This window comes from Enterobacter cloacae complex sp. 394F7 (assembly GCF_057320385.1).
In genome coordinates this window covers 27,943-53,572 of sequence record NZ_JBXWCS010000008.1, presented here as the reverse complement: position 1 = coordinate 53,572, position 25,630 = coordinate 27,943, and the positions used below count along the sequence as shown (strand labels likewise).

Here is a 25,630-nt window from a genome sequence, read left to right as displayed (position 1 = left end):
CCTGCACGATGCAGGCTTTTTTTATTATCCGGATTTACCAGACAGGCATTTCATCCTGAAGGAAGAGGTTATGCACCCGCTCGTAGCCCAGCGTCGACATCGGGCCGTGTCCAGGGATAAACGTCACGTCATCGCCCAGCGGCAATAACTTCTGTTTAATAGACTGGATCAGCTGTCCGTGGTCGCCACGCGGGAAATCGCTGCGCCCTACGCCACCTTTGAAAATCACATCGCCGGAAATCAGCAGACGGGACTGGTCATCAAAGAAGACAATATGGCCTGGCGTATGCCCAGGACAATGCAACACCTGTAAAGTCACATTCCCTACGTTCACACGCTCTCCTTCGTTTAACCAGCGATCGGGCGTCAATGGCTGACACTCATCGAGGCCAAACATGCGGCTTTGGGCTGGCAAACCCTGCAGCCAGAACTCATCTTCTTTTTCCGGACCGATCACCGGCACTCCATAGTGCTGTGCCAGCTCCGCCGCTGCGCCAACATGGTCAAGGTGACCATGCGTCAGTAAAATCTGCATCAGCGTCACACCGCTTTCTGCAACTTCCTGTTTGATCTTCTCAGCGTCACCGCCGGGATCGACAAGCGCGGCCAGTTTGGTTTGCTCACACCAGATCAATGAACAATTCTGGGAGAACGCCGTAACCGGAATAATACGATAGTTCATACTGCTCCTGTGTTTCGTTATTACCAGTGCCGAACTGGACCGGTATCAATATGCACAAAGTTACTACTTGGGTAATATCCTACACCACCTGCGCGCATAGATAACGCAGCTTTGCGAATATTGGCTAACGAAACGCCTTCAATATGGAAATCCATTGCCTGTCCCCTGGTGTGATAGCTTTTTTTCGCTACCCCACGGCTGCGGGCGCGCAATTCATTATTGGTATCAATGGAACGATAACCGGAAATGAGTTGCACCGGCTTGCTGGTACCCAGCAGGCCCTGAAGGCGGAACAACTGGTCAAATAATCCTGGGTCGATGGCTTTTACTTTATTCGCGCGGAAATCACGGAAAAAATGGTTAAGTCTTGCTAATTCATCCTGAATATAGCCTCTGCCATCGAAGAATTCCGCTTTTAGCGACTCACCAGTATGCAGATTGTTGAGCGTTAAAATACGCGGACGAGGTGTCGAGAGGGTGGCAAATGCTGGCGTCGGCAGGATGGCCGCTGCGCCGAGCGCAACGCCACCTAACGCCAGCAGTTTGCGGCGATTAGCGTCAAATTTGTCCATGATAATCAGGTCTACAGGTCAAAGAAATCGTAATATGCTTAGCGCACGAAGGGCACCTTAACTGGCAAAGCCAACGACGTCAAGGCACCCAACCCCAGCAAACACGCGGCTTCCAGCCATATCGCCACGTATTTGCCCTAACTTACGACAACCTATTTTCCCGAACTGCTTCATTTACCTGATTAATTGTTCAGCTTTTGGCAAAATTTGTGCGCCGGATCGCGCCGTGAGATCATAATTGTAAATATCTGTACGATACTGGGTACGTCCATCTTCACCAACAAACGCCGTCAGATAGTAAAGATTGACCGGTATATTGTGTCGAATGTTAACGTAACGGGTGTCCCCCTGCTTGAGGGCATCGGAGATCCGCGTGTCGTTCCAGCCCGCATCCTGCAACAGCATATTCGCCAGTTCCGATGCCTTATTCACACGAACGCAGCCTGAGCTGAGCGCGCGGGCATCTTTCTGGAACAGGTTATGGTTCGGCGTATCATGCAGATAGATAGCGTCCGAACTTGGCATGTTGAATTTATAGCGCCCCAGCGAGTTATGCGCACCCGGTGCCTGCTGGAAACGGAATGGCAGGTTCGACGGCGTAATCGTTGACCAGTCAACCATCCACGGATCGATCGTCTCTTTGCTGTTCCAGCCGCGGATCACCGTATAGTTATGACGCTCCAGATAGCCAGGATCGTTCCAGACCTTAGGCAGAATATCCTTGCGCGCCAGCGTCGGCGGCACGTTCCACGGCGGGTTTACCACTACGTTATTCAGGGCGCTGCTCATCATCGGCGTTTTACGGTCAGGACGTCCGACAATCACACGCGACGCCAGCACCTCGCTACCGTTCTGATAATAAACCAGCGAATACGCTGGTATATTCACCATAATCCCGGTCGACAGTGTTCCCGGCAGCAGACGTAAACGCTGGATATTCAGCGCCAGCACCCCAGCACGCTGGGCAGGCGAGACGTTCAGCCAGTCGCGGGTGGACGGACCGATCACCCCGTCTGCGCCCAGCCCCTGCGCGGCCTGGAACTGCTTAACCGCCGCGACCAGTTCGCGATCGTAGGCGGCGGGTTTGTTGCTCTGTGCAACGGCCTTTTTCTCTTTTACCGGGGCCGACGGGCTGACGACCGCGCTTTGCGTATCGTCGCCGGGCAGCGCAATCTTAGGACCGCTTTCGAGAATGCCGGAGCGTTTCATAATTTCGCGGATCGCCGGGACATCGCTGCTCCACTGTCCCGGACGAAGCGTGGTTGTGCCACGCACCTGAGGCCACGGGCGGGAATCCGCAACCAGCTCAAGCAGCGACTGATGCATGGTGGCATACTGCGGATGGGCCGGTGCCAGGCTTGCGATAAAGCGCGGCAGGTCACCGTTATCCAGCGCCAGTTGCCATTGGTTAATGACCGACAGCGCCGGCGTCGCCAGCTTGTACGGTTTTTGACTGTATAACCAGCGGTTGCCATTGACCGGAATGCCCGCCACAAACTGGAGGTAGCCCATCATGGCATCAGACAGCACCACATCACGCGCCTGACCGGTAACGGCTGGATCGGTGAGGAGCTCAACCCAGGTGGTGAATTGCGGCTGAAAACCAGCAATGGCGACTTCCGCCAGCTGCTGCTGGAAAGCCCGCACGGCGTCCCGGTTTTCCCACATCGGCTTCATATCACGCGCGGCATAAAGCAGCGTAAGCTGGTTGATGTAGGCAGGCGTGTATCCTGCAGGAAGCCCGGTAAGAAGCTGCTGGCGGAGCGCGCCGGTGTCGATACCTTCGGGTAGCGGTCTGATACCCGCTAAAATGGCCGTCGCCGGAGATTGATCCAGCGGTTGTGACAGCGACGTCGGCTGCGCACCCATCGTCGCGGAACTGTCTGACGGTACAACTTCAGGCTCATCGGCCTGAGCGCTTAACAGTGGAGCAAACATCACCGCCAGACACAAACTCAACGCTGACAGCTGATGACCACGATTTTTCTTTAGCAACATCCCTTGCCCCCTGTTTTCTCACGACATGCCCATCACACTGGGGCTTTTATTCATTATAGGAAGGCACAAACGCAGTTGCCTTACCTTATGTAAAGAAGTTTAAAGATAACGCAGCCGTAAGCATAAGTTAAGCGTAAAAAAAAGCGGCGCTAATGCGCCGCGCTTTGTAACAACACGCCTCAGGAGGCGTCTGCCGTGCCCGGTAAGGACTCCGGCGGCTGCGGAGCAAAGCCGCGCAGGCCTACAACGTGAACGTGCTCGCTGTTCTGGAACACTTTACGCACCAGTTTATAGGTTGTGCCTTTTTCCGGACTAATATTTTCCGGTGCCGCAATAATGAGCTGCATATCCAGACGTTCGCAGAGCTCAAACAGCGTGGCGATGGAGCGGGCATCCAGACGCGCTGCCTCATCAAGGAACAGCAGACGGCATGGGGAAATATCTTTGCCGCGCAGACGACGCGCTTCATCTTCCCAGCTCTGCACCACCATCACCAGAATCGACATCCCGGTACCGATAGCTTCACCGGTCGACAGTGCCCCGGATTCCGCACGCAGCCAGCCGTCTGAACCACGGTTAACCTCAACTTCCATCTCCAGGTAGTTACGGTAATCCAGCAGCTCTTCACCGATGGTTTGCGGCGTACGTTGCCCCATATCAATCTGCGGATTCAGACGCTGATACAGCTTCGCCAGCGCTTCGGAGAAGGTCAGACGGTTGCTGTTAAACAGATCCTGATGCTGTTCATGCTGCTCAGAGAGCACATCCAGCAGCGTAGAGTGCGCTTCACGGACGTTTACATTCAGACGTACGCTGTTCACCTGACCAAACGATACGCTCTGCAGACCCTGGTTCAGCTGGCGAATACGGTTCTGCTCGCGCTGAATGGTCTTGCGGATGATGTTCGCCACGCTACGGGAGCTGATAGCCAGCTTCTGTTCACGGGAGGTCAGCTCTTCCGTCAGGCGCCCCAGTTCAATTTCCATCTGTTCAATGGCTTCGACCGGATCGTCGGTACGGATGATGTCCTGACGAATACGCTCACGCAGATGCTGGTATACCGCCACGAAGAACTGAATTTTACGCTCAGGACGCTTCGGATCTTCAGACATACGCAGCACATCGCGCAGATGTTCGTTATCGGCCACCGCCAGACGCAGCGCACCCAACGCCTTATCCGACATAGATCGCAGTTCATCCGCAGAGAGGTACGCCAGTTCACGACGATGCAGACGGCGTTCAACATTATTGTCTTTCACCATGCGCATCACCGCGCACCAGCCAGCCTTCGCAGATACCACCTGCTCGCGCATTTCGTGATAGTCGCGCTCCAGCTTGCGCAGGCGGCGGGTCAGGTTATCCATCTCCGCTTCACAGAAGGTCAGCGCTTTTTCCAGCTGATTACGACGCGCACGGTTATTGCTCAGCTGGGCATGCAGCTCATCACGACGAACACGCGCCCGCTCTTCTGCCCCGCTGTCGGCACGGACGCCGATATCCTGCAGCTCTTTTTGCAGATCGTTTAACAGCTCTTTCTTGGTATCAAAGGAGCTTTTTAGCGAGGCCAGAACCTGGTTGTACTGGTTCAACTGGGCCGCGTGGCTACGCATCGCTTCACGGGCACGCGTACGTTCCGCTTCAGCCTGCTCAAGGCGCTGGCGTAATTTCTCGTTCAGATCGCTGTTACCGCTCAGCATTTCCGCCGAGTCAGAGTAGCCGAAGTGAGCGCGACGCTGCACCACTTCCGTCAGGGCAAACGCCTGCTGGCGTGCTTCACGCTGCACCTGCTGGGACCAGGCATAATCTTCTTTTAGCTGCTCAAACTGCTCTGGATCGCTCTGAAGCACCGAAACGACCGGCTCCAGCTTCGCCAGCTGATTACCGTGTTGCTGCACGAAGCGCGCAGCCTCCTGCGCTTCATCCAGACGTTCCTGGATTTCATCCACACGGTCAGCCAGCATATCGTCCGCCAGCAGATTCAGACGCGGCAGAATGCGGTTCAGGGCAGCAACGCCCTCTTTCGCCTGTTCAAACTGAACGCGGCTCTGCTGGTTGTCATTTTCATGGCTGGCAATCGCGCGCTCAAGCTCGCCACGGCGGGTGTTAAGCTTGCGAATTTCCGCTTCCGGGTCAGCCTCAAAGGCCACTCCCAGATGGCTACCGATAAAGCGGCTAAATGCCTGATGCAGGCGCTGGGTTTTCTGCACGTCAAACGACAACGTCGCAAAACGTTCAGACAGTGTTTCACGCTCAGCGTGCAGGCTCTCAATACGACTTTCACGCGCGGCGCGGCCAAACAGAGGAAGTTCCGGGAAGCGCGAGTAACGCCACTGACGGTCAGCAATTTTCACCACTACCGCTTTTTCCAGCTCGTCAACGCTGAACACGCTGTCATCGAACGACTGCGGATCCCCTTCGATCAAATAGAGATCTTCCGGGCAATCTTCCAGCCCTTCGAGCTGTTCGGCAATCAGAGACAGATCCGGCACCACAATCGCGTTACGCGACGGGCCATACAGCGCGGAGAAGTACGGCGCATCGTCCAGACCCACGTCATCATAAATTTCTGACAGCAGTACGCCACCGAAACGCTCCGCCAGCGTATTCAGGCGTGCATCTTCCGCACCGCCCGGCTGGCTTAAGCGTTCAATCTCTTCGTCAACCTCGCGCTTGCGCGCGCCAACTTCATCACGCTCAACAATCGCCTCGCGCTCGCGCTCAAGCAGCTGTTGCAGATATTCGGTCACTTCCTGGCTGGATTCGAACGTTTCACCGCACTGTTCGCTGAGCTGGTTCAGGCTGCTTTGCGCCGCCAGCCAGACGGGTGCGCGTTGCAACAGCGTCTGCGAGCGGGACTGAAGCTGCTCCAGCTCCTGACGCAGCGTCATCCGCTGTTCGCTGGCGCTGGATACTGTATCGGAAAGGGCGGCGATACGGGCTTCAAGCTCCTGGTGCAGAGCCTCAAGATCGTCAATATCGTAATGTTTACCCTGACGCTTACAGAACTCGGCCAGCAGACGCTCGGCCTCCTGCTGCTCGCGCAGACGCTGTTCCAGCTCGTTCAGACGCATACGCAGCGGTTGCACCTGCTCGGCCAGATGACGCTGGTTGACGCCGTCGCGCAGCAACTCGCGGGCTACGTCCCACGCTTCGTTTCGCGCCAGCGGGCCGTTAATCGCCACCACCAGCTGATAAGCTTGTTCAAACTGGCTGTGCGCGGTCTGCGCGACGCTCATTTTCTGTTCCAGGGAGAGCAGTTTTTCCGTGGCTTCCTGCTCTTTCGCCTGGAAGGTGTCCAGCCATTCATCGGCGCTGTCCGGCGTCAGGTCAGGCAGATGGCATAGCTCTTTCGCACGCTGCAATGCCTGCAGGGCCTGGTTGTACTGAATTGCACGCGTCTGCTGTACGTCTAGCGCCTGCTGGTAATCGGCGAGCTGGCTTTTCAGCTCATCCACTTCCAGTTCGGCGGCTTCGGCACGCGCTTCGTTCTCTTCCTGCATGTCGGCGGCTTCGGCCACCACTTCGTTTTGCTCTTCGAGACGAATTTGCAGTTCATCGAGATCGGCTTCGTAGCGCTCGATTTTTTCCTGCTGGCGCAGCGCGGTCTGAACCAGGTTCAGGTGATCGCTGGCGGCCTGATAATCGGCTTCCAGATCGCCCTCAGCCCCGTTGTGTTCGCCCAGTTCACGGGCCATTTCAACGTGCTTATACTGCTCAGCCACCAGCTGTTTACGCGAGGTGAACAGCTCGCGGCGGTACTCTAATGCCTGATCGAGATGCACGCGGCGCTCGTTGGCGTGACGCATATAATCCGCCGCCACATAGTTGGTGGCTTCACTGATCAGGTGTTTAAACAGATCGCGGTCAGACTGGGTAACGCGAATCGCTTCCAGCGTCATGCGGTTTTCACGCAGCGCGGCTTCCATGTCCTGGAAGGCCTTACGCACGCCGCTGTTTTCCGGCAACAGGTAGTCGCGCAGGGAGCGGGTAATGGCGCTGGAGATCCCACCGTACAGGGAGGCTTCAATCAGACGGTAATATTTGCTGCGGTCGGATGCGGTACGCAGACGACGCGCCACCACGCCCAGATCGAACATCAGGGAGTGGTAATCGGTAATTGAGTTGAACTGCTTGAACTGCACGCCTTCGATAGCTTCGAGCTTGTCTTTCAGCTCCTGCAGCGTCAGTACGCGCGCCTGGCGCTCATTGAGCGTTTCCGTCAGCAGCGCCGTTGGCTGCATTGAGGTTGGCAGGCCCTGAATCGCGAACGGCTTGATATCCACTTTTCGGTCGCGACCGGCGACCTGCTGCAGACGCACGCCCACCACCACACGCTGGTGACGGGAGTTGATCACATCCAGCACCGAATAACAGACGCCAGCTTTGAGCTTACCGTGCAGGCCTTTATCGCGGGAGCCGCTTGTCGCGCCCGCTTCGGTGGTGTTACGGAAGTGCAGCAGCGTCAAATCAGGGATCAGCGCCGTCACAAAGGCCGCCATGGTGGTGGATTTACCCGCACCGTTACCGCCGGAGAGCGTTGTCACCAGCTCATCGAGATCAAAGGTTCGGGCAAAAAAGCCGTTCCAGTTAATCAGCGTTAGTGAGCGAAATTTACCGCGTTCAATCATTACTCTTCCTCCCCGCTATCCGGCTGATTGTCTTCAGGCTCGTCATTGAGCTGCAAATGGTTTTCCACCGGCATCGCCTCACCGTCGCGGATCATGCGAAGCTGCGCTTCACGCGCATCGTCGCCCGCACGCACGTCGGCACCGAAGCGGAAAACAGATTCCGTAATGCGGAATTTGCTGCTGTCGTGGCCCATAAACCAGACCATCCCCAGACGACGCAGACGGTTCAGAGAAGAGCGAACTTTTTCCTGCAATTTCTGACGATCGAGATCCGACCCCGTAGAACGGTTGTTCACAAGCTTCAGCAGCTTGCTTTCGTCTGCCAGCGTCAACAGCTCATCGTAAAGCTCCTGCTGGGTGAAGATCCCTTCATTTGCCAGACGTTCCGGGCTGAGGTAGAGGTAGCACAGAATTTTGCCGACCATCATATCCAGCTCGGAAAGCACGGAGCGCGGAATAAGCGTGGTGGAACGCGGACGCAGGTAGAAGAAACCTTCCGGCGCGCGGATAAGCTCAACGTTATAGCGTGCGTAAAACTCTTCCAGATACTCCTGGAAGTCCATCAAAAAGGCGTGATTATCCAGCTCGTCGAGGCCAATATGACGACCGGCACGCAGCTGGCTGTCCAGCGCCGGAAATAACGGATTCGCCAGCGCCTGTGCCAGCTTTAATGGCATCACTTGTTCAATATTTGTCAATGACATGCGCCTGTACCTTGGCTCCGTAATCGTTAATCGGCTGCCACTTCGGCGGCAGTCCGGTGAAATCTGCTTGCGCGATACCCAGGCGAACCGCCTGGTCTACCACAATGCGGGCAACGTCGAAGTGGCGCGCGCGAGGATATTGCGCCAGATAGTCGCGCACCACGAGACCAAGATCCAGCGGTACCTGTCTGGTTTTGTAGACAGCGAGCTGTTCTTCGATCATGGCCGCAAGTTGCTCACGAATTTCGTTGAATTCTTCGTACTCCAGATCCGGTGGCAGCTCACCGGTTACCTCTTCATCACGCAACGCCATCTCTTCGTCACGCATATCGAGCAGACGATCGGCATTGGCGTAGGTTAGCGCCCACGGCGCATCGAAGTAGGTTTGAACAGACTGACGCAGACGCTGAGCAAAGACGCGGTTTTTATCCATATCGATGGCGGTACGGATAAATTTATGTACGTGACGATCGTAACCGATCCACAGGTCAATCGATTGCTGGCCCCAGCTAATGATGCGATCGAGCTTGCTCTGCAAATCAAAGACCAGACGGTCGATAAAATGCAGATCGTCATGTGCCATGGTCGCATCCTGAATGCGCAGCAGGTTGGCCTGGAGCTTATCGCCTGCGGCTTCCAGCGTATCCTGCAGTTCACGCAGCGTGCCGGAGGTTTCCGACAGCAGCAACTCACAGCTGGAGATGGCCGCACGCCAGTCTTTATTCAGCAATTGCGCGATATCATCTTTCACCTGCTGCTGCTGTTCGTCCATCAGACGCTGGGTCAGATCGATACTGTCAAAAATCTCCGCTACCGAATATTTCAGCGGCGCGAAGACGTTACGGTGCCAGTGGAATTCATCCCCGTTTTCATCCGCAGCATCGGCTGCACGCTTGAGTTCACCCGCCACAATGGAGAGCTGCATGGAAAGGCGCAACGTGGAAAACTCACGCTGGCGGATGTAGTAATCGGTAATGCCGATGCCCAGTGGCGTCAGTCGATAAATGGCGTTACCTTCCGCCTGCTCGCTGGTAAAGCGGTTCAGCAGACGTTGACGCACCATATCGTTGATTGCGTTGTTGGCACGCACGCTAATGGTTTCGCTGGTTTGCTCAAACGCATCACTCACATGGCGGAACGCATCCACCAGTTCACCCTCGCTCATTTCGCCATCGAGCCGTTCGCCGTTCAGCGTGGCAACCGCCAGCAGGAAAGAGAGTCTGTCTACCGGCAGCGAGATGGAGAAATCATTTTTCCTGGCCCAGGCAACCAGTTCGGGGACTGTCTGGGAAAATTCACTCATAGGTTATCCTTGCATCTGCGGCTTGTGCGCGGTGACGTGAATATAGCGGCCAAGACTGATAAACGGTTCCTGACGGCAATACCGCGTTTCTAATTCTGTTAAGGTGTCAAAACAGTCACGCTGTTTGTGTTTTTCACGCAGATAATCATGAAACACCCTGACGCCCGTCTTCCCGGTTATCTGCCAGCCAATCTCTGCCAGCCAGCCGTAAACCTGCTGGGGATCGCGCGGATAGTCCGGGGAAAGCGTGCGCTTTTTCTTTTTCGGCATTCCGACCTGAACATAGTCGAAGTTGCCCGCAACCATGTTGTGCATCAGGAAGCCGTTAGCATTGTAGAACATCAGCGACAGCGTACCGCCCGGGCGTAGCATCGACCACAGAGTTTGTAACACGCTTAACGGATCGGCTACCCATTCCAGCACCGCATGAAACAATATCAGATCAACCTGGGTTTCCAAATGCTGTGCGATGTCCTGAGCGGCGCATTGTACAAAATGCATGTTGTCGCTCACACCTTTCTCCTCTGCTGCACGCGTGGCACGCGCAACCATCTCAGCAGAAAGATCGCAAAGTGTGACGTGATGACCGCGCTCAGCCATTTTTATGGCCGTCTGCCCTTCACCGCCTCCGGCGTCAAGCACGCGCAACGTTTGACCTCCATACGTGGCCAGAATGGTGTCCAGATCCTGCCAGAGGATCGTCTGACGTAACTGCCCTTTTGTGGTGCCGTATATGTTGCGCGAAAACTTTTCCGCGATGTCATCAAAATTGCGATCCCGCATTGGGAGAGTTCCACTCGCTAACTGCAAAACCGCTATTTTGTCACACCCGCGCGGAGAATGAACCTCTCTGGTGTAATATCACGGGTATTCGCCTGCTATATGGTTAAAAAAGGAACCAAAAAGGATGCTTTTTACCCTGAAGAAATACATTGGAGGCATGATGCTTCCCCTTCCGCTACTGCTGCTCATCATCGCGCTGGGGCTGGGGCTGGTGTGGTTTAGTCGCTTTCAGAAAAGTGGCAAAACGCTGATCACCTTCGGCTGGCTGGTACTGCTGCTGCTGAGCCTGCAACCCGTCGCAGACAAACTGTTACGTCCCATCGAAAACACCTACCCAACCTGGCAGGGAAACCAGAAAGTGGCGTACATCGTGGTGCTGGGCGGTGGGTATACCTGGGATCCAAACTGGGCCCCCAGCTCCAACCTGATCAATAACAGCCTGCCGCGCCTGAACGAAGGTATTCGCCTGTGGCTGGCTAATCCGGGATCAAAAATGATCTTCACCGGCGCGCCAGCCAAAACCAACCCGGTCAGCACGGCTGAAGCCGGCGCCAGGGTGGCGGAATCCCTCGGCGTGCCGCGCTCCGCTATTATCACGCTGGACAGTCCGAAAGATACCGAAGAAGAAGCCGCAGCGGTGAAACAGGCTATTGGCGATGTTCCGTTCTTACTGGTTACATCTGCTTCGCATCTGCCAAGGGCAATGATTTTCTTCGAAAAACAAGGACTGCACCCGCTTCCCGCGCCGGCGAACCAGATGGCCATTAACGCCCCGCTCAACCCATGGGAACGGGTGATCCCGTCCCCGATGTGGTTGATGCATAGCGATCGCGTCGGCTATGAGACGCTGGGACGCGTCTGGCAGTGGCTGAAAGGCTCCTCAGGCGAGCCAGGGCAGGAGTGATTTTGTCGCAAGGTCAAAGTTGGCGCGGTTGAAACGTCCGGTATTCACCAGCTGCGCCACTTCATCCCACAATAAATAAAGCCAGCGCCGCCAGAGAAACGCCTCCGCAACGGGCGCGCGCTGCAGATAGTGCCACAGCAAGCCTTCAGCGGCCGCGCTGTCGCTGAGCCTGAACAGGTCATACTCGCGCGGAGCCCAGAGCATGACCCCTGGCCCCAGCATTGCCAGAAGCTGATCGCTACGAGAATCTTTAAGCATGCTACGCAGGGTAAAATTACCGTGTATCAACACGCAGTTGTCGTTAAAGCCCTCAAACAGCGCCGGTAAACACTCCCGGGTGCGGAACAGGATACGTTTATCCTGCATGGTCAAGCCGGTGTTGTTGAACTGATTAAGCGTTCCCCACAGCACCTCCACCCGCTGGCGATACCACAGCGGCCAGAGATTTTCCTGAGTGCTGTCGACGGGTCCCACAAGGCCACGGCTATCCTGCCGGTGCCAGGCCAGCAGAGCCTCCACAATCTGGTCTTTCAGCTGTTCCCAGCGCTCCGGTGTACGCGCCGGGGCTTCAACGGATACTCCGCGTAAACGCTCAATCAGCAGAACATCCGGACCGGGGTGCTCTTCATGCGTCATCACTCCGTAAACCGTCGGCATACGCACGGTTCCTTGCCGCGCGAGCATTGAAATTTTCCAGGCGAGCTGCCTGGCCACACCCGGCGAGGTAAAGCTTCGGGCCATCAGCGGCATTGGGTTTCCCTGACTGTCGTACAACGACCAGAGCGCGGTATCTGCCTTTTCACTTACACATTCCACCCGGCTTAACTTCTCGCCAAGCAGGTGACTCAGTTCGGCACGCAGCTGTTCCATATGAGATTACCCCCATTAAGACTACTGCTTTTATAATGAGCGCGCAGGACGCAGATGTCACCCTGCGTAGATCAATTATGGAAAAGATAAGAGAAAATAAACGGCGGAGTGCATCCCTCCCAAAAGAGGGATGCCGCAAGGATTAACGCAATTCAGCGCGAACGCGCTCAAGATCTTCTGGGGTGTCTACGCCTGTACCAGGCACCTCTTCGGCGACGGCAACGTGGATCTTTTCGCCGTACCAGAGCACACGAAGCTGTTCCAGCATTTCAATATGCTCCAGCGGACTCGGTGTCCAGGTTACATACCGGCGAATAAAGCCAGCGCGATAGCCGTAGATGCCAATATGGCGCAGGAAGGTATCGCCAATGGTCTCTTTGGACACCGCAAAGCGATCGCGATCCCACGGGATGGTGGCACGGGAGAAATAGAGCGCATAGCCCTCCGCATCCGTCACAACCTTCACCGCGTTCGGGTTGAACGCTTCTTCCGCGTGGTGGATAGGTACCGCGAGAGTTGCCATGCCAACCTGACGCTGCGCCAGGTTTTCCGCCACCTGACGAATAATCGCCGCCGGGATCATCGGCTCGTCGCCCTGCACGTTAACGATTACCGTATCGTCGCTGAATGCGCATTTCTCAACCACTTCAGCCAGTCGTTCAGTACCAGACTGGTGATCGGCGCGGGTCATGCACACTTCCCCGCCTGCGGCTTCAACCGCACGCGCAACATCAGGATGATCGGTGGCCACGATAATACGGTCAGCGCCGGACTCACGGGCGCGTTCAAGTACATGCACAATCATTGGCTTGCCGTTGATATCTACCAGCGGCTTACCCGGCAGACGCGTTGAGGCGTAACGGGCAGGAATAATGACGACAAAGCTCATGGTTTGCTCTCTTCAGCCACCAGGGAACGGGCTTCGTTTTCCAGCAGTACCGGAATACCGTCACGCAGCGGGAAAGCGAGGCTGTCCGGTTTGCAAATCAGCTCTTGTTTGTCCTGGCTATAGTAGAGTTTGCCGTTGCACACCGGGCAGGCAATAATTTCAAGTAAACGGTGATCCATAGTTCCTCCGTATGGGTAATCGCTGAAGCTTATCACATTCCCTTTTCAGGGCGTGCCTGTTTCCCAGCCACTTCGACAGGATGTAAAGAGTCCGTCAGGCACGAGGCCCAGCGTCACTTCACAGGCCTTCTGCCAGCAGGCGAAATCATTGATGGCGGATGTTAACCCTTTTTCCAGGGTCGCGGTTAACCTGACGCCCTCTTCCAGATACAGCGCGATGACCTCTAGCGTGCCGGTTTTACGGTGCATTTTGGCATCCATGCGCCCTACCAGTTGTCCCTTGTGCAGCAGGGGCAAAACAAAGTAACCGTACTGGCGCTTTGGCGCGGGAGTGTAGCACTCCAGCCGGTAGCTGAAATCAAACAGCTGCTCGGCCCGTTTTCTGTCCCAGACCACCGGATCAAAAGGTGACAGCACCGCGCTATGGGTTGCCTGAAGTTTACCTGCTTCAGCTTGTGGCAGCAGCGGGAGTAAATCCGCATGCAGCCACATTTCGCCCAACTTCTCTACAGAGACCGGGATAACCCGCTGTTCACGCTGCCAGTTATCCAGCAACGGTTTCAGCGCGGGCTGTCGGAGACGGTAATAATCGGCCAGCCATTGCGGACGGAAAATACCCAGACTGCGGGCGCTGTTTTCAAGCATGACGGCTTCGGCTGCCTCCTGTGTGAGCAGGTCGCGCTCGTCGTCCCAGTGAGGCATCACCCGCTGCGTCAGGTCGTACACCCGTTGAAAATTACGCCGCTCGACTACCATCACCTTGCCTGATGTAAACAACCCTTCGAGATGACGCTTGTGCGGCTTCCATTCCCACCAGCCGCTTGCCCCTTTTCGTGGATGTTCAAAATCCGCGGAACGTACTGGCCCCTTTTCCACGATATGGGCAATGAGCTGCTCAATTTCAGCCGCATGCTCGTGCATCCACGCCTGCCGGTATTTCCAGCCCATTTTTTCCGGGGCAAGCATACGATGGCGAACCAGGGCAAAATCGCTGCGGGGCAGGAAACAGGCTTCATGTGCCCAGTATTCCATCAGCTCTCCCTTGCTGAGCGCATCATCGAGCCACTGAGGCGGATAATTGCCCAGCCGGCTGAACAGCACCAGGTAGGGGCTACGAGCCACAATGTTGATGGTGTCGATTTGCAACAACGACATGCGTTGCACGGTAGTGAGGATATCGGCAGGCTGCGCGCGGCGACGGGACTTTTTAAGAAGTCCTTGCGCAGCAAGGTGCAAGTTACGTGCGGCTGAAAGCGAGAGTTGCGGTAAAGACATGCGTTTTCCTGTCAGTCAAAGCGCCACCAGAACCGCGTAAGCTCTTAATGCACCAACGCAATCAGTTCCTGGAGCAAGTGTTCCGGCTGCTCGCCGCTGAGTTCAGCGTCAACCGGCAGATACCACCAGTTTTCTTTCGCAAAAGCGCGGCATTTCACCGCATCTTTTTCGGTCATGATTAATGTCTGACCGGATGTTGTCAACGCGTCTACCTGCTCCGCCACCAGCGCCTGGTGATCGGCCAGCGGAACACGTTTTTCAAGGCGGGCACCACACTGTTCCAGCGTTGCGAAGAAACGCGGAGGATGACCAATACCTGCCATCGCGACCAGCGCGGGTAGCCGGGAAACGGCCTGTCGTTCACCGGTCAACAGGTTAATTGCCATACCTGGCTGGAGTTGCATCGGGATCTCCCCCGGCTGTGCCGCACCGCCGTTAACAATCACCGCATCCACGGACTTCAGGCGCGAAGCGCGTTCACGCATGGGGCCTGCAGGCAGCCACCAGCCGTTGCCAAAACGGCGGACGCCATCAATGACCACAATCTCTTTATCACGCGCCAGCGCGTAATGCTGCAGACCGTCATCGGTAATAATTATTTGCACGTCGTGTTCGGCAAGCAACGCCTGAACAGCATCACTACGCACCGGAGAGACTGCGACAGGCGCGCCAGTACGCTGATAAATCAATACCGGCTCATCCCCCGCCTCGGCGGTCGTCGTGACCGGCGACAGGAGCAGTGGATAGTGCGCCGCTTTGCCGCCGTAACCTCGCGACACCACGCCGGGGCGGATGCCGCGCTTTTGCAGTTGCTCAACCAGCCAGATGACCACAGGGGTTTTACCGTTCCCCCCTGCCGTGAGGTTGCCCACCACGACAACCGGCACTGGCGCACGCCACGCCCGCTTTAGCCCCAGACGGTAAAGCAGACGGATAATGCCGCTCACCAGACCATACAGCCAGGAGAGCGGCAGAAGCAGCAGCCACAGCGGGGACTCACCGGACCAGATGCGGGCAATCATTCGCCGAACTGCATCTTATGGAGCTGAGCGTAAACACCACGCTGTGCCAGTAAATCGGTATGGCTACCGCGTTCTACAATGACCCCATCCTCCACAACAACGATTTCGTCAGCCTGTTCAATCGTTGACAGGCGGTGCGCAATAACCAGTGATGTACGGTTCTTTTGCAGTTCATCCAGCGCAGACTGAATTGCACGTTCAGATTCTGTATCCAAAGCAGAGGTTGCTTCGTCAAGGATCAGAATAGGGCTGTTACGCAGCAGTGCACGGGCGATGGCGATACGCTGGCGTTGACCACCGGAGAGCAGAACTCCATTCTCACCGATGATGGTATCCAGGCCGTTGTCCATCTTGTTAATAAAGTCCATGGCATAGGCCATGCGAGCGGCTTCTTCAATCTGCTCGCGGCTGTACTCTTCAGTGCGCGCATAGGCAATATTGTTCGCAACAGTATCGTTGAACAGATGCACGTTCTGAGACACCAGCGCAACCTGGTTACGCAGCGACTGCAGGGTGTATTCCCGCAGGTCGTGACCGTCTAACAGAATTTCACCCTGATCGATGTCGTAGAAACGGGTAATCAGGCTGGCAATCGTCGATTTACCCGAACCGGAACGGCCGACCAGCGCAACGGTTTTGCCTGCCGGAATGGTCAGGTTGATGTTACGTAATGCTGGAGCTTCACGGCCAGGGTAAGTGAAGGTCACATTGCGGAATTCGACATCGCCCTTTGCGCGCTCAATGACGCGAGTGCCTTCGTCTTTCTCTTGCTCAGAATCCAGGATGCTGAACAGCGTCTGGCATGCTGCCATCCCGCGCTGGAACTGGGCGTTAACGTTGGTCAGCGACTTCAGCGGACGCATCAGCGCAATCATGGAAGAGAACACAACGGTGATGGTCCCCGCCGTCAGCGTTTCCATTACGCTCGGGAAGCTTGCCGCATACAGGACGAATGCCAGAGCCAGAGAGGCAATCAGCTGAATAATGGGGTCAGAGATTGAAGAGGCCGAGACCATTTTCATCCCCTGCAGACGCATTTTGTTGCTGACTTTATCGAAGCGTTTTGTTTCGACCTCCTGCCCGCCGAAAATCAACACCTCTTTATGCCCTTTCAGCATCTGCTCAGCGCTGGTGGTCACCTGCCCCATCGTATTCTGCATATTCTTACTGATATTGCGAAAACGCTTTGAAACGACGCGGATCGCGACAGAAACAACCGGAGCCAGCACGATGAGGATCAGCGACAGCTGCCAGCTGTAATAGAACATCATCACGAACAGACCGATAATTGACGCACCTTCACGCACAACGGTAATCAGTGCGCTGGAGGAAGAGGATGCCACCTGCTCTGAGTCATAGGTAATACGTGACAGCAACGTACCCGTCGATTGTTTGTCAAAGAAGGCCACCGGCATGCCCATCATGTGGCTGAACAGCCGACGGCGCATTGTCATGACCACTTTTCCTGACACCCAGGAGATGCAATAACTGGAAATATAGCTGGTGATACCGCGTAAGATCATCAGTCCGATCACCACCAGAGGCATCCATAGCAACACTGAGCGATCCGTTTTACCAAAACCGTCATCCAGTAACGGTTTGAGGAGCGATAACATAAAAGTATCGCTGGCTGCGTTGAGAACTAACGCTATACCCGCCACGATTAAACCTGCTTTAAAAGGTGCAATCATCGGCCAGAGTCGGCGGAAGGTTTGCCACGTGGAGAGATCTTTGTCGTTATGCATTCAAAAAACCAGCATCTGTTGAAATAGCCGCATATTCTACCCGTTATCGACGGGCGCGCCAAACCACTGATGATACCAACGCGGTAAATATTGCTCCCGCAACTGTCGGATTTGCCAGGCATGTTGCGAAAACGTCACCGATATTTGGCCCGAATGTGGGGTATCGTGCCAGACATAGCCCTCTTTTCGATAACGCTTCACCACCTTCACTGACGGGAATCGCCACGCATTGTAACGGGCCGCAGAATCCAGCGCGATTTCGCCTCCCACCCGTTGTACCAGCGGCAACGATGAGGAGGTATTACTGCCATGGTGCGGCACCTGCATCACCGTTGACGTCAGATAGCGCCAGTAATGGCTAAGCATAGCCTGTTCCGCTTGCGCTTCAATGTCCCCTGTCAGCAAAACACTCTGCTCACCGTCATCAATTTTAACCACGCAGGAGCGATTGTTACCCTGGGCAGTGGATCCAGCCGGTGGCCAGTGAACGGTCAATGTTAGCCCCTGCCATTTCCACTGCTGCCCGCGAAAGCAGGGAAGATGCTGCGCCCACCCCAGCGGGCTTCTTACCCACAATCCGGGCCATGCCGCCTGCAGCGATGCCAGACCACCAGCATGGTCCAGGTGCTCGTGACTGAGAATAACGCCCTCTGGTTGCAGGTGATGCCAGCGTAACCACGGAATAATCAACTGCTGCGCACTGTCTCCCCCTGGCCAGCCGGGACCGGTGTCGTATAGAAGCGCTTTACCCTGCCGCTCAATAACCATTGATAGCCCCTGCCCCACATCCAGCATATGCAACGTCCAGCTATCGGTTTTCTCCGTTTGCATGAATGGGGATGCCAGCACGACAGTTCCTGTCAGACACACCGCCGGCATGCTTTTCCAGGAGCGAAAACGCCAGCCGACAATGGCCAGCCAGGGCAGTAATGTCAGGTACTGCCAGCGCTCATCGACATCCTGCCAGCCATCAGGCAGACGCTGCAGCAGCCAGAACAAACCGGCCAGGGACTTATCTGCCGCAAACCATACGCCAGTTTCCAGAGAGACCAGCGGGAGCAGGTGCAGTAGCATACCGAGCAGGATCAGCGGAACCGAGATAAAGGTCACCAGCGGAACGGCAAAGAGATTGGCCACCAGCGAAGAGACGCTGAAGCCATGGAACATCAACACCTGCAAAGGCAGGAGCAGCAGCAACATCCCAACCTGCAGATAGAGTAAATTTACCAGGGGTCGCACCCGGCGAGTCCAGCGCCAGCTGGGGAGTGGCAGCCACTGAAACCAGAAAATCAACGCCGCGACAGCAAACGCTGACAACGCCAGGCTTTGAGAAAGCACCGCCAGCGGATCAATGATGATTATCGCCGCAATACAGCTACACCAGACCTGCCATGCAGACCACTGACGCGCGCCGATCCGCAGAGCCGCCAGTACCGCAAGCGCGATGACCGTGCGTAATGCTGGCGGCTGCAAACCCGTTAGCCATGCGTAGAAGGCCGCAAAAAACAGTCCCGCAAGCAGAGGCATCTGCCAGCGGATCCACTGACACGGCAATAAAAACTGAATACCCCTGGCAAGCAACCAGACGATGGAAGCCGCCAGCGCGATGTGCAAACCCGAGATCGCCATCAGATGCGACGTGCCGGTTTCACGCATCAGTGTTTTTATTTCCCGGGGCACATCCAGGCGCTCGCCCATCCCCAGCCCCAGGATCACCGCTCCCCAACGATAGGCTGAAAGGGTGTCGTGCAGCGATGACAGATAGCGGGCACGCAAACTGCAGCGTTCATCAATGATTTCTGCCCGTGTAAAACGTCCGCTCAACGTTTGATGCCGGGCAAAAGCATTTCGCTGAGGATCATATCCTCCGTCGTTCAGTTCACCATGTACAGGCCTTAGCCTGAGCGTCATGGCCCAGCGTTGACCCGCGCAGCCCTTTTGCGGCAGGTAATTGCCATACAACACGATGCCCGTCGATGCCCACCAGCGTTTGCCATTAAGTGCAACGATTTTACCCTGATGGACTGTTGCGCCATCGGTGGCGGTGATCTCCACCTCAGCCTTGACTGCACCGGTGGTTAAATGCTGCATCGGCCAGACGCTTTCCTGCGCAGCCAGAATGCCCCACGCGCAAAATAACAACCCCATACCGATACACTTCAGACTGATGCTTCGCTGTAAGCCCAGCACCAACCCGCCGGCAACCATGATCCATAAAGTATGCCGTGCAGGTAGTTCAGGTAACCAGAGTAGCGGCACTATCGCCAGAATGGCGCACAGACTTAGTGTGGGAATTCCCATTACGACCTCCCTGTTTCAGGGCGGCAGTATGTAAGAAGAGGGAAAGAGGCGTCAGTTGAATAAAATGCAGGTTACAGCGCGCGCTGCACTGTTTTTGTCGGTTTGCAGAAAACGACACGGGGATTGCGGCACGGCTTCAGAATAAAAACGATAAGTACAAAAAAAGCACCCGGAGGTGCTTTCTTTTGAACCCAGTTTAACCTGATGGCTAAACTCAGTTGCCGTAAATATTGGCGCGATCGCGCAGTTCTTTACCCGGCTTAAAGTGTGGAACGTACTTACCTTCCAGCTCGACTTTATCACCAGTCTTCGGGTTACGCCCGGTACGTGGAGCACGATAGTGCAGAGAAAAACTACCGAAACCGCGGATTTCAATGCGCTCGCCCTGGGCAAGAGTGGTGGCCATATGCTCCAGCATCTCTTTTACGGCATCTTCCACTGCTTTAGCTGGGATATGCGGTTGCTGACTGGCAAGTCTTTCAATCAATTCTGACTTGGTCATGATTCCTCCGGTTCCTTTCAAACCAATTAGCTGAACAGCTCATTAAACAAGGGCGGCCGTAGCCGCCCTTTGTTATTGATTACAGGACGAATCCTGCAATCTGTCAAGTTTGCTCCTCATCCTTCGCGCGATAAATGCGTTACCGCTCAAAGGATGCTGAGGACTTGATATTACTCGCCTTTAGCTGCTTTGAAAGCTTCAGCCATTGCGTTGTTAGAGAAGTTTGCATCTTCCTGTTTGTTAACAGTAGCGATTGCATCTTTCTCGTCAGCTTCGTCTTTCGCACGAACAGACAGGCTGATTGCACGGTTCTTACGGTCAACACCGGTGAACTTAGCTTCAACATCGTCGCCAACGTTCAGAACCAGAGTGGCATCTTCAACGCGGTCACGTGAAGCTTCAGAAGCGCGCAGGTAACCTTCAACGCCGTCAGCCAGTTCTACGGTTGCGCCTTTAGCGTCAACTGCAGTCACTTTACCGTTTACGATTGCGCCTTTCTTGTTCAGTGCAACCCAGTTGTTGAACGGATCTTCTGCGAGCTGTTTAACGCCCAGAGAGATACGCTCACGCTCTGCGTCAACCTGCAGAACAACTGCTGCGATTTCGTCGCCTTTTTTGTATTCACGAACTGCTTCTTCGCCTGCAACGTTCCAGGAGATGTCAGACAGGTGAACCAGGCCGTCGATGCCGCCGTCCAGGCCGATGAAGATACCGAAGTCAGTGATAGACTTGATTTTACCTTCAACACGGTCGCCCTTGTTGTGGGTTTCCGCGAACTGCTGCCATGGGTTGTTTTTGCACTGCTTCAGGCCCAGGGAGATACGACGACGTTCTTCGTCGATATCCAGAACCATAACTTCCACTACGTCACCAACGTTAACAACTTTGGATGGGTGGATGTTTTTGTTGGTCCAGTCCATTTCGGAAACGTGTACCAGACCTTCAACGCCTTCTTCGATTTCAACGAAGCAGCCGTAGTCAGTCAGGTTGGTCACGCGGCCAGTCAGTTTGGTACCTTCTGGGTAACGCTTAGCGATAGCTACCCATGGATCTTCGCCCAGCTGTTTCAGGCCGAGGGATACACGAGTACGCTCGCGGTCGAACTTCAGCACTTTAACAGTGATTTCGTCGCCCACGTTCACGATTTCGCTTGGGTGCTTAACGCGTTTCCACGCCATGTCGGTGATGTGCAGCAGGCCATCAACGCCGCCCAGGTCAACGAATGCGCCGTAGTCAGTGAGGTTCTTAACGATACCTTTGACTTCCATGCCTTCCTGCAGGTTTTCCAGCAGCTGATCGCGTTCTGCGCTGTTTTCGGATTCGATAACGGCACGACGGGAAACAACAACGTTGTTACGCTTCTGGTCCAGCTTGATTACTTTGAACTCAAGCTCTTTGCCTTCGAGGTGCAGGGTGTCACGGACTGGACGAACGTCTACCAGAGAACCTGGCAGGAACGCACGAATACCATTCAGCTCAACAGTGAAGCCACCTTTAACTTTGCCGTTGATAACACCGACCACAGTTTCAGCTTCTTCGTAAGCTTTCTCCAGCGTGATCCATGCTTCGTGACGTTTAGCTTTTTCACGAGACAGCAGGGTTTCGCCGAAGCCGTCTTCTACTGCGTCCAGAGCAACGTCAACTTCGTCACCTACCTGGATTTCCAGCTCGCCCTGGGCGTTTTTGAACTGCTCTGCCGGAATGGCGGACTCAGATTTCAGACCGGCGTCAACCAGTACTACGTCTTTGTCGATAGCAACAACAACACCGCGAACGATGGAACCCGGACGGGTTTCGATTTCTTTTAAGGATTCTTCAAACAGTTGAGCAAAAGATTCAGTCATGTTTAATCTTCAGGTTAATATTAACGTCCACCTGGCTCCGTGCCGGATGGGGTTGTTTCACATACCCGCCGTCAATCCATTGCAGCGGGGGTACTGCTAAATCGGTCGCAATTACGCGAGTGCCAGTTTTTGGCGCGCATATTGTAGCGCTTTTTCAATCACTTGCTCAATAGTTAAACTGGTGGAATCCAGAACTAATGCATCTTCTGCAGGAACAAGTGGGGCGACGGCGCGGTTACGGTCGCGGTCATCGCGCTCTTTTATCTCGGATAAAAGGCGATCAAAGTTAACACTAAACCCCTTCTCCTGCAACTGAAGCATGCGGCGTTGAGCCCGTTCTTCCGAGGAGGCGTCAAGGAAAATTTTCACTGGCGCATCAGGGAAAACCACCGTTCCCATATCTCGCCCGTCAGCGATCAGGCCGGGTGCTTCACGGAAAGCACGCTGACGGCGTAACAGGGCCTCACGAACGCGCGGGAAAGCCGCCACCTGAGAGGCAGCGTTAGCGACCTCCTGCGTACGAATTTCGCCGCTCACATCTTCCCCTTCCAGGATCACTTCGAGGTTGCCATCGGTCGAGACAAAACGCACATCCAGATGCGCAGCCAGCGGAACCAGCGCCTCTTCAGACGCAACATCAACATGGTGATGCAGCGCTGCCAGCGCCAGCACGCGATAGATAGCTCCCGAATCTAAAAGATGCCATTGCAATGCTTCCGCCATCGCCTTGCACAGAGTTCCTTTCCCTGCGCCACTAGGCCCATCAATGGTGATTACCGGGGCAACTGCCGTCATCTTTTTCTCCTTAATAAAGGCATACCGTTAACATGAACGCCGCGCATTATACGCGCCAACGTGCGCAACTGTTACCTTTGCGTGCAAATTACGGAATTAATGAAGCAGAGTGTAGAAGAAATGTGCGGGAACAAACGTCAGAAAACGTAAGGAAATGCCGCATCGGGTGATGCGGCATCTTGTCATCAGGCCAGTGTACTGATGCGGGCCAGCTGTTCGAAATAGTCCGGGAAGGTTTTCGCCGTACATTTCGGATCGAGGATCGTGACAGGTGTATCGGACAACGCCACCAGCGAGAAGCACATCGCCATACGGTGATCGTTGTAAGTTCCGATTTCCGCGAACTGCAGTTTTGCCGGAGGCGTTACGCGAATGTAGTCTTCGCCCTCTTCCACTTCGGCGCCTACTTTACGCAACTCGGTGGCCATCGCGAACAGACGGTCGGTTTCTTTCACGCGCCAGTTGTAGATGTTACGCAGCGTCGTGGTACCTTTTGCAAAGAGCGCAGCGGTGGCAATGGTCATTGCCGCGTCAGGAATGTGGTTCATGTCCATATCGATGGCGTTGAGTTCACCACGTGTACAGGCGATGAAATTCTCCCCCCAGGTCACTACCGCACCCATTTTCTCCAGCACATCAGCAAAACGAATATCGCCCTGCACGCTGTTACGGCCAATACCGGTCACTTTCACCGTACCGCCTTTAATAGCACCTGCCGCCAGGAAGTAAGACGCAGATGAGGCGTCACCTTCAACCAGATAGTTACCCGGAGACTGATACTGCTGCGCACCGCGAACCACGAAGCGCTGATACGCGTGGTTTTCCACCTCCACACCGAAGGTTTTCATTAGATGCAGGGTGATATCAATGTACGGCTTAGACACCAGGTCGCCCTTGATGGTGATGACCGTATCCTGCGGTGCCAGCGGTGCAGTCATCAGCAGTGCCGTCAGGAACTGGCTGGAGACGCTGCCGTCCACCTCGACGTTGCCGCCAGTAAAGCCACCGCGAAGGCGCAGTGGTGGGTAATTTTCTTGCTCCAGATAGTCAATCTGGGCACCGCCCTGACGAAGGGCATCCACCAGATGACCGATCGGACGCTCTTTCATGCGCGGCTCGCCGGTCAGAACAATATTGTTGCTGCCCAGGCACAGAGCTGCCGCCAGTGGGCGCATGGCGGTTCCCGCGTTACCCAGAAACAGCTCCAGTTCCTCGGCTGAACGTAGCGCACCGCCGTTCCCCGTCACTTCACAGCGGGTACGGTCGTCAGACAGCGTGTAGTGAACTCCCAACGCTTTCAGCGCATTGAGCATATGGCGCACGTCATCGCTGTCCAGCAGGTTCGTGAGGACGGTGGTGCCGTTTGCCAGAGCTGCCAGCAGCAGAGCGCGGTTCGAGACACTTTTTGAACCAGGCAGATTGATGGTGCCATCTACCCGCGCGATAGGTTGTAACGTCAGGGATTCCATGAAACTTAACTCTCAACTCAACATAATAAAAACCCCGCAGCAGGGCTACGGGGGTGAAAACAGCGCAATCAACCGTGGCGACGTTCGAAGTCAATCATGAAATCGGTCAGGGCGTTAACGCCTTCCAGCGGCATGGCGTTATAGATGGAGGCGCGCATGCCGCCTACCACACGGTGACCTTTCAGCGCATGCAGACCTGCGGCGAAAGACTCTTCCAGGAATACTTTATCCAGGTTGCTGTCCACCAGCTGGAACGGCACGTTCATGCGGGAACGGTTGGCTTTCGCCACATCGTTACGATAGAAATCACTCTTATCAATGACGCCGTACAGCAGTTCAGCTTTCTGCTGATTGATCTTGTCCATCTGCGCCACGCCGCCGTTTTGCTTCAGCCATTTAAAGACCAGGCCGGAGAGATACCAGGCAAACGTCGGTGGGGTGTTGAACATGGAGTCGTTATCGTTCAGCACAGTGTAATCAAGAATCGACGGGCAGGATTTATGCGCTTTACCCAGCAGATCGTCACGTACGATGACGATAGTCAGGCCTGCAGGGCCGATATTTTTCTGCGCACCCGCATAGATGACACCGTAGCGGCTGACGTCAATCGGCGCAGAGAGAATGGTGGAGGAGAAGTCAGCAGCAACCACCACGTCTTTACCGAAGTCCGGCGTCTCGTCGATGGCAATCCCGTCAATGGTTTCGTTCGGGCAGTAGTGCAGATACGCGGCGTTGTCAGAGAGCTGCCACTCGCTCATTGGCTTAACGGCACGCAGGCCATCAACGGTCACTTTGGCGTCGATGACGTTTGGCGTGCAATACTTGTGCGCCTCCTTCACCGCGCTGGCAGCCCAGTAGCCAGCGTCAACATAGTCTGCCGTGGTTTTGTCACCCAGAATATTCAGCGGTACGCCAGCAAACTGGCCGCGTCCACCACCGTGGCAGAACAATACTTTGTAGTTCGAGGGAATGTTCAGCAGATCGCGAAAATCCTTTTCTGCCTCTTCCGCCACCTGAATAAACTCTTTACCTCGGTGGCTGATTTCCATCACCGACGTACCCAGACCGTTCCAGTCACAAAGTTCCTGTTGAGCCTGTTTAAGCACGTCTGCCGGTAACATTGCCGGACCTGAACTGAAATTAAAGACTTGAGCCATTTCCCCTC

The 25,630-nt window shown here is 55.2% G+C and carries 20 protein-coding genes; 1 reads left to right on the top strand and 19 read right to left on the bottom strand.

Translation table 11 applies throughout. The features are described 5' to 3' along the window. Window positions 1-34 precede the first annotated feature (34 nt). The 7 genes from AC2FAK_RS13115 to cmoM form a co-directional block, all read right to left on the bottom strand. Window positions 35-682: an MBL fold metallo-hydrolase gene (locus AC2FAK_RS13115; RefSeq protein WP_095455496.1), complete on the bottom strand. Its 648-nt coding sequence runs from the start codon at window positions 680-682 to the stop codon at window positions 35-37. Between the two features lie 20 nt (window positions 683-702). After that, the gene (gene mepK, locus AC2FAK_RS13110) at window positions 703-1,254 is read right to left on the bottom strand and encodes a peptidoglycan L,D-endopeptidase MepK (RefSeq protein ID WP_013097290.1); all 552 of its coding nucleotides are present in this window, start codon (window positions 1,252-1,254) and stop codon (window positions 703-705) included. A 174-nt stretch (window positions 1,255-1,428) separates the two neighbouring features. After that, complete coding sequence (gene ldtD / locus AC2FAK_RS13105; RefSeq protein WP_013097291.1) at window positions 1,429-3,252, bottom strand: L,D-transpeptidase; 1,824 nt, start codon at window positions 3,250-3,252, stop codon at window positions 1,429-1,431. Between the two features lie 179 nt (window positions 3,253-3,431). Beyond that, window positions 3,432-7,880: a chromosome partition protein MukB gene (mukB, locus tag AC2FAK_RS13100; protein WP_095455495.1), complete on the bottom strand. Its 4,449-nt coding sequence runs from the start codon at window positions 7,878-7,880 to the stop codon at window positions 3,432-3,434. Next, window positions 7,880-8,584, bottom strand: a complete 705-nt coding sequence (mukE, locus tag AC2FAK_RS13095; protein WP_013097294.1) for a chromosome partition protein MukE — start codon at window positions 8,582-8,584, stop codon at window positions 7,880-7,882. The genes mukB and mukE overlap by 1 nt, the downstream gene beginning before the upstream one ends. After that, window positions 8,565-9,887 (bottom strand): chromosome partition protein MukF, encoded by a 1,323-nt coding sequence (gene mukF, locus AC2FAK_RS13090; RefSeq protein ID WP_095455494.1) that lies wholly within the window; start codon window positions 9,885-9,887, stop codon window positions 8,565-8,567. Before mukF ends, mukE begins: the two co-directional genes overlap by 20 nt. Before the next feature lie 3 nt (window positions 9,888-9,890). Then, a complete protein-coding gene (cmoM, locus tag AC2FAK_RS13085) occupies window positions 9,891-10,670 on the bottom strand; it encodes a tRNA uridine 5-oxyacetic acid(34) methyltransferase CmoM (protein ID WP_058680319.1) in 780 nt (259 codons plus the stop codon). Between the two features lie 124 nt (window positions 10,671-10,794). Between cmoM and elyC the strand changes: the two genes are divergently transcribed. After that, complete coding sequence (elyC, locus tag AC2FAK_RS13080; protein ID WP_095455493.1) at window positions 10,795-11,574, top strand: envelope biogenesis factor ElyC; 780 nt, start codon at window positions 10,795-10,797, stop codon at window positions 11,572-11,574. Here the strand turns inward: elyC and AC2FAK_RS13075 are convergent. The 12 genes from AC2FAK_RS13075 to serC all read right to left on the bottom strand — a co-directional run bounded on the left by AC2FAK_RS13075 (window position 11,551) and on the right by serC (window position 25,622). Further along, window positions 11,551-12,444, bottom strand: coding sequence for a YcbJ family phosphotransferase (locus tag AC2FAK_RS13075; protein WP_013097298.1), 894 nt, complete (start codon window positions 12,442-12,444; stop codon window positions 11,551-11,553). The genes elyC and AC2FAK_RS13075 overlap by 24 nt on opposite strands. Window positions 12,445-12,586: 142 nt before the next feature. Further along, entirely contained in the window at window positions 12,587-13,333 is a 747-nt protein-coding gene (gene kdsB / locus AC2FAK_RS13070) for a 3-deoxy-manno-octulosonate cytidylyltransferase (protein ID WP_013097299.1), read from the bottom strand. Next, window positions 13,330-13,512 carry a protein YcaR gene (gene ycaR / locus AC2FAK_RS13065; RefSeq protein ID WP_013097300.1) on the bottom strand — a complete coding sequence of 61 codons (183 nt, stop codon included), beginning with the start codon at window positions 13,510-13,512 and terminating at the stop codon, window positions 13,330-13,332. The genes kdsB and ycaR overlap by 4 nt, the downstream gene beginning before the upstream one ends. A gap of 45 nt (window positions 13,513-13,557) precedes the next feature. Further along, a complete protein-coding gene (locus tag AC2FAK_RS13060; protein ID WP_095455492.1) occupies window positions 13,558-14,787 on the bottom strand; it encodes a winged helix-turn-helix domain-containing protein in 1,230 nt (409 codons plus the stop codon). A 44-nt stretch (window positions 14,788-14,831) separates the two neighbouring features. After that, window positions 14,832-15,809, bottom strand: a complete 978-nt coding sequence (lpxK, locus tag AC2FAK_RS13055) for a tetraacyldisaccharide 4'-kinase (RefSeq protein WP_045295730.1) — start codon at window positions 15,807-15,809, stop codon at window positions 14,832-14,834. Then, the gene (msbA, locus tag AC2FAK_RS13050) at window positions 15,806-17,554 is read right to left on the bottom strand and encodes a lipid A ABC transporter ATP-binding protein/permease MsbA (protein ID WP_020689713.1); all 1,749 of its coding nucleotides are present in this window, start codon (window positions 17,552-17,554) and stop codon (window positions 15,806-15,808) included. The genes lpxK and msbA overlap by 4 nt, the downstream gene beginning before the upstream one ends. A 36-nt stretch (window positions 17,555-17,590) precedes the next feature. After that, entirely contained in the window at window positions 17,591-19,855 is a 2,265-nt protein-coding gene (locus AC2FAK_RS13045) for a ComEC family protein (protein WP_311379634.1), read from the bottom strand. Between the two features lie 214 nt (window positions 19,856-20,069). Beyond that, on the bottom strand, window positions 20,070-20,357 hold the full coding sequence (gene ihfB, locus AC2FAK_RS13040) for an integration host factor subunit beta (RefSeq protein ID WP_003858233.1): 288 nt from the start codon (window positions 20,355-20,357) through the stop codon (window positions 20,070-20,072). A 170-nt stretch (window positions 20,358-20,527) separates the two neighbouring features. Then, complete coding sequence (gene rpsA / locus AC2FAK_RS13035) at window positions 20,528-22,201, bottom strand: 30S ribosomal protein S1 (RefSeq protein WP_008499966.1); 1,674 nt, start codon at window positions 22,199-22,201, stop codon at window positions 20,528-20,530. Window positions 22,202-22,312: 111 nt separating this feature from the next. Then, window positions 22,313-22,996, bottom strand: coding sequence for a (d)CMP kinase (cmk, locus tag AC2FAK_RS13030; protein ID WP_013097305.1), 684 nt, complete (start codon window positions 22,994-22,996; stop codon window positions 22,313-22,315). Between the two features lie 185 nt (window positions 22,997-23,181). Beyond that, window positions 23,182-24,465, bottom strand: a complete 1,284-nt coding sequence (gene aroA, locus AC2FAK_RS13025; protein ID WP_095455491.1) for a 3-phosphoshikimate 1-carboxyvinyltransferase — start codon at window positions 24,463-24,465, stop codon at window positions 23,182-23,184. Between the two features lie 68 nt (window positions 24,466-24,533). After that, window positions 24,534-25,622 carry a 3-phosphoserine/phosphohydroxythreonine transaminase gene (gene serC / locus AC2FAK_RS13020; protein WP_058682860.1) on the bottom strand — a complete coding sequence of 363 codons (1,089 nt, stop codon included), beginning with the start codon at window positions 25,620-25,622 and terminating at the stop codon, window positions 24,534-24,536. Window positions 25,623-25,630: the final 8 nt, after the last annotated feature.

Excerpts from the sequence above, each read along its gene's own strand:
- ycaR (WP_013097300.1), bottom strand. The coding sequence starts at position 13,512 with ATGGATCACCGTTTACTTGAAATTATTGCCTGCCCGGTGTGCAACGGC.
- msbA (WP_020689713.1), bottom strand. The coding sequence starts at position 17,554 with ATGCATAACGACAAAGATCTCTCCACGTGGCAAACCTTCCGCCGACTC.
- mukE (WP_013097294.1), bottom strand. The coding sequence starts at position 8,584 with ATGTCATTGACAAATATTGAACAAGTGATGCCATTAAAGCTGGCACAG.
- elyC (WP_095455493.1), top strand. The coding sequence starts at position 10,795 with ATGCTTTTTACCCTGAAGAAATACATTGGAGGCATGATGCTTCCCCTT.
- lpxK (WP_045295730.1), bottom strand. The coding sequence starts at position 15,809 with ATGATTGCCCGCATCTGGTCCGGTGAGTCCCCGCTGTGGCTGCTGCTT.
- mepK (WP_013097290.1), bottom strand. The coding sequence starts at position 1,254 with ATGGACAAATTTGACGCTAATCGCCGCAAACTGCTGGCGTTAGGTGGC.
- ihfB (WP_003858233.1), bottom strand. The coding sequence starts at position 20,357 with ATGACCAAGTCAGAATTGATTGAAAGACTTGCCAGTCAGCAACCGCAT.
- AC2FAK_RS13115 (WP_095455496.1), bottom strand. The coding sequence starts at position 682 with ATGAACTATCGTATTATTCCGGTTACGGCGTTCTCCCAGAATTGTTCA.
- mukB (WP_095455495.1), bottom strand. The coding sequence starts at position 7,880 with ATGATTGAACGCGGTAAATTTCGCTCACTAACGCTGATTAACTGGAAC.
- aroA (WP_095455491.1), bottom strand. The coding sequence starts at position 24,465 with ATGGAATCCCTGACGTTACAACCTATCGCGCGGGTAGATGGCACCATC.
- serC (WP_058682860.1), bottom strand. The coding sequence starts at position 25,622 with ATGGCTCAAGTCTTTAATTTCAGTTCAGGTCCGGCAATGTTACCGGCA.
- rpsA (WP_008499966.1), bottom strand. The coding sequence starts at position 22,201 with ATGACTGAATCTTTTGCTCAACTGTTTGAAGAATCCTTAAAAGAAATC.
- AC2FAK_RS13045 (WP_311379634.1), bottom strand. The coding sequence starts at position 19,855 with ATGGGAATTCCCACACTAAGTCTGTGCGCCATTCTGGCGATAGTGCCG.
- AC2FAK_RS13075 (WP_013097298.1), bottom strand. The coding sequence starts at position 12,444 with ATGGAACAGCTGCGTGCCGAACTGAGTCACCTGCTTGGCGAGAAGTTA.
- ldtD (WP_013097291.1), bottom strand. The coding sequence starts at position 3,252 with ATGTTGCTAAAGAAAAATCGTGGTCATCAGCTGTCAGCGTTGAGTTTG.
- mukF (WP_095455494.1), bottom strand. The coding sequence starts at position 9,887 with ATGAGTGAATTTTCCCAGACAGTCCCCGAACTGGTTGCCTGGGCCAGG.
- cmoM (WP_058680319.1), bottom strand. The coding sequence starts at position 10,670 with ATGCGGGATCGCAATTTTGATGACATCGCGGAAAAGTTTTCGCGCAAC.
- cmk (WP_013097305.1), bottom strand. The coding sequence starts at position 22,996 with ATGACGGCAGTTGCCCCGGTAATCACCATTGATGGGCCTAGTGGCGCA.
- kdsB (WP_013097299.1), bottom strand. The coding sequence starts at position 13,333 with ATGAGCTTTGTCGTCATTATTCCTGCCCGTTACGCCTCAACGCGTCTG.
- AC2FAK_RS13060 (WP_095455492.1), bottom strand. The coding sequence starts at position 14,787 with ATGTCTTTACCGCAACTCTCGCTTTCAGCCGCACGTAACTTGCACCTT.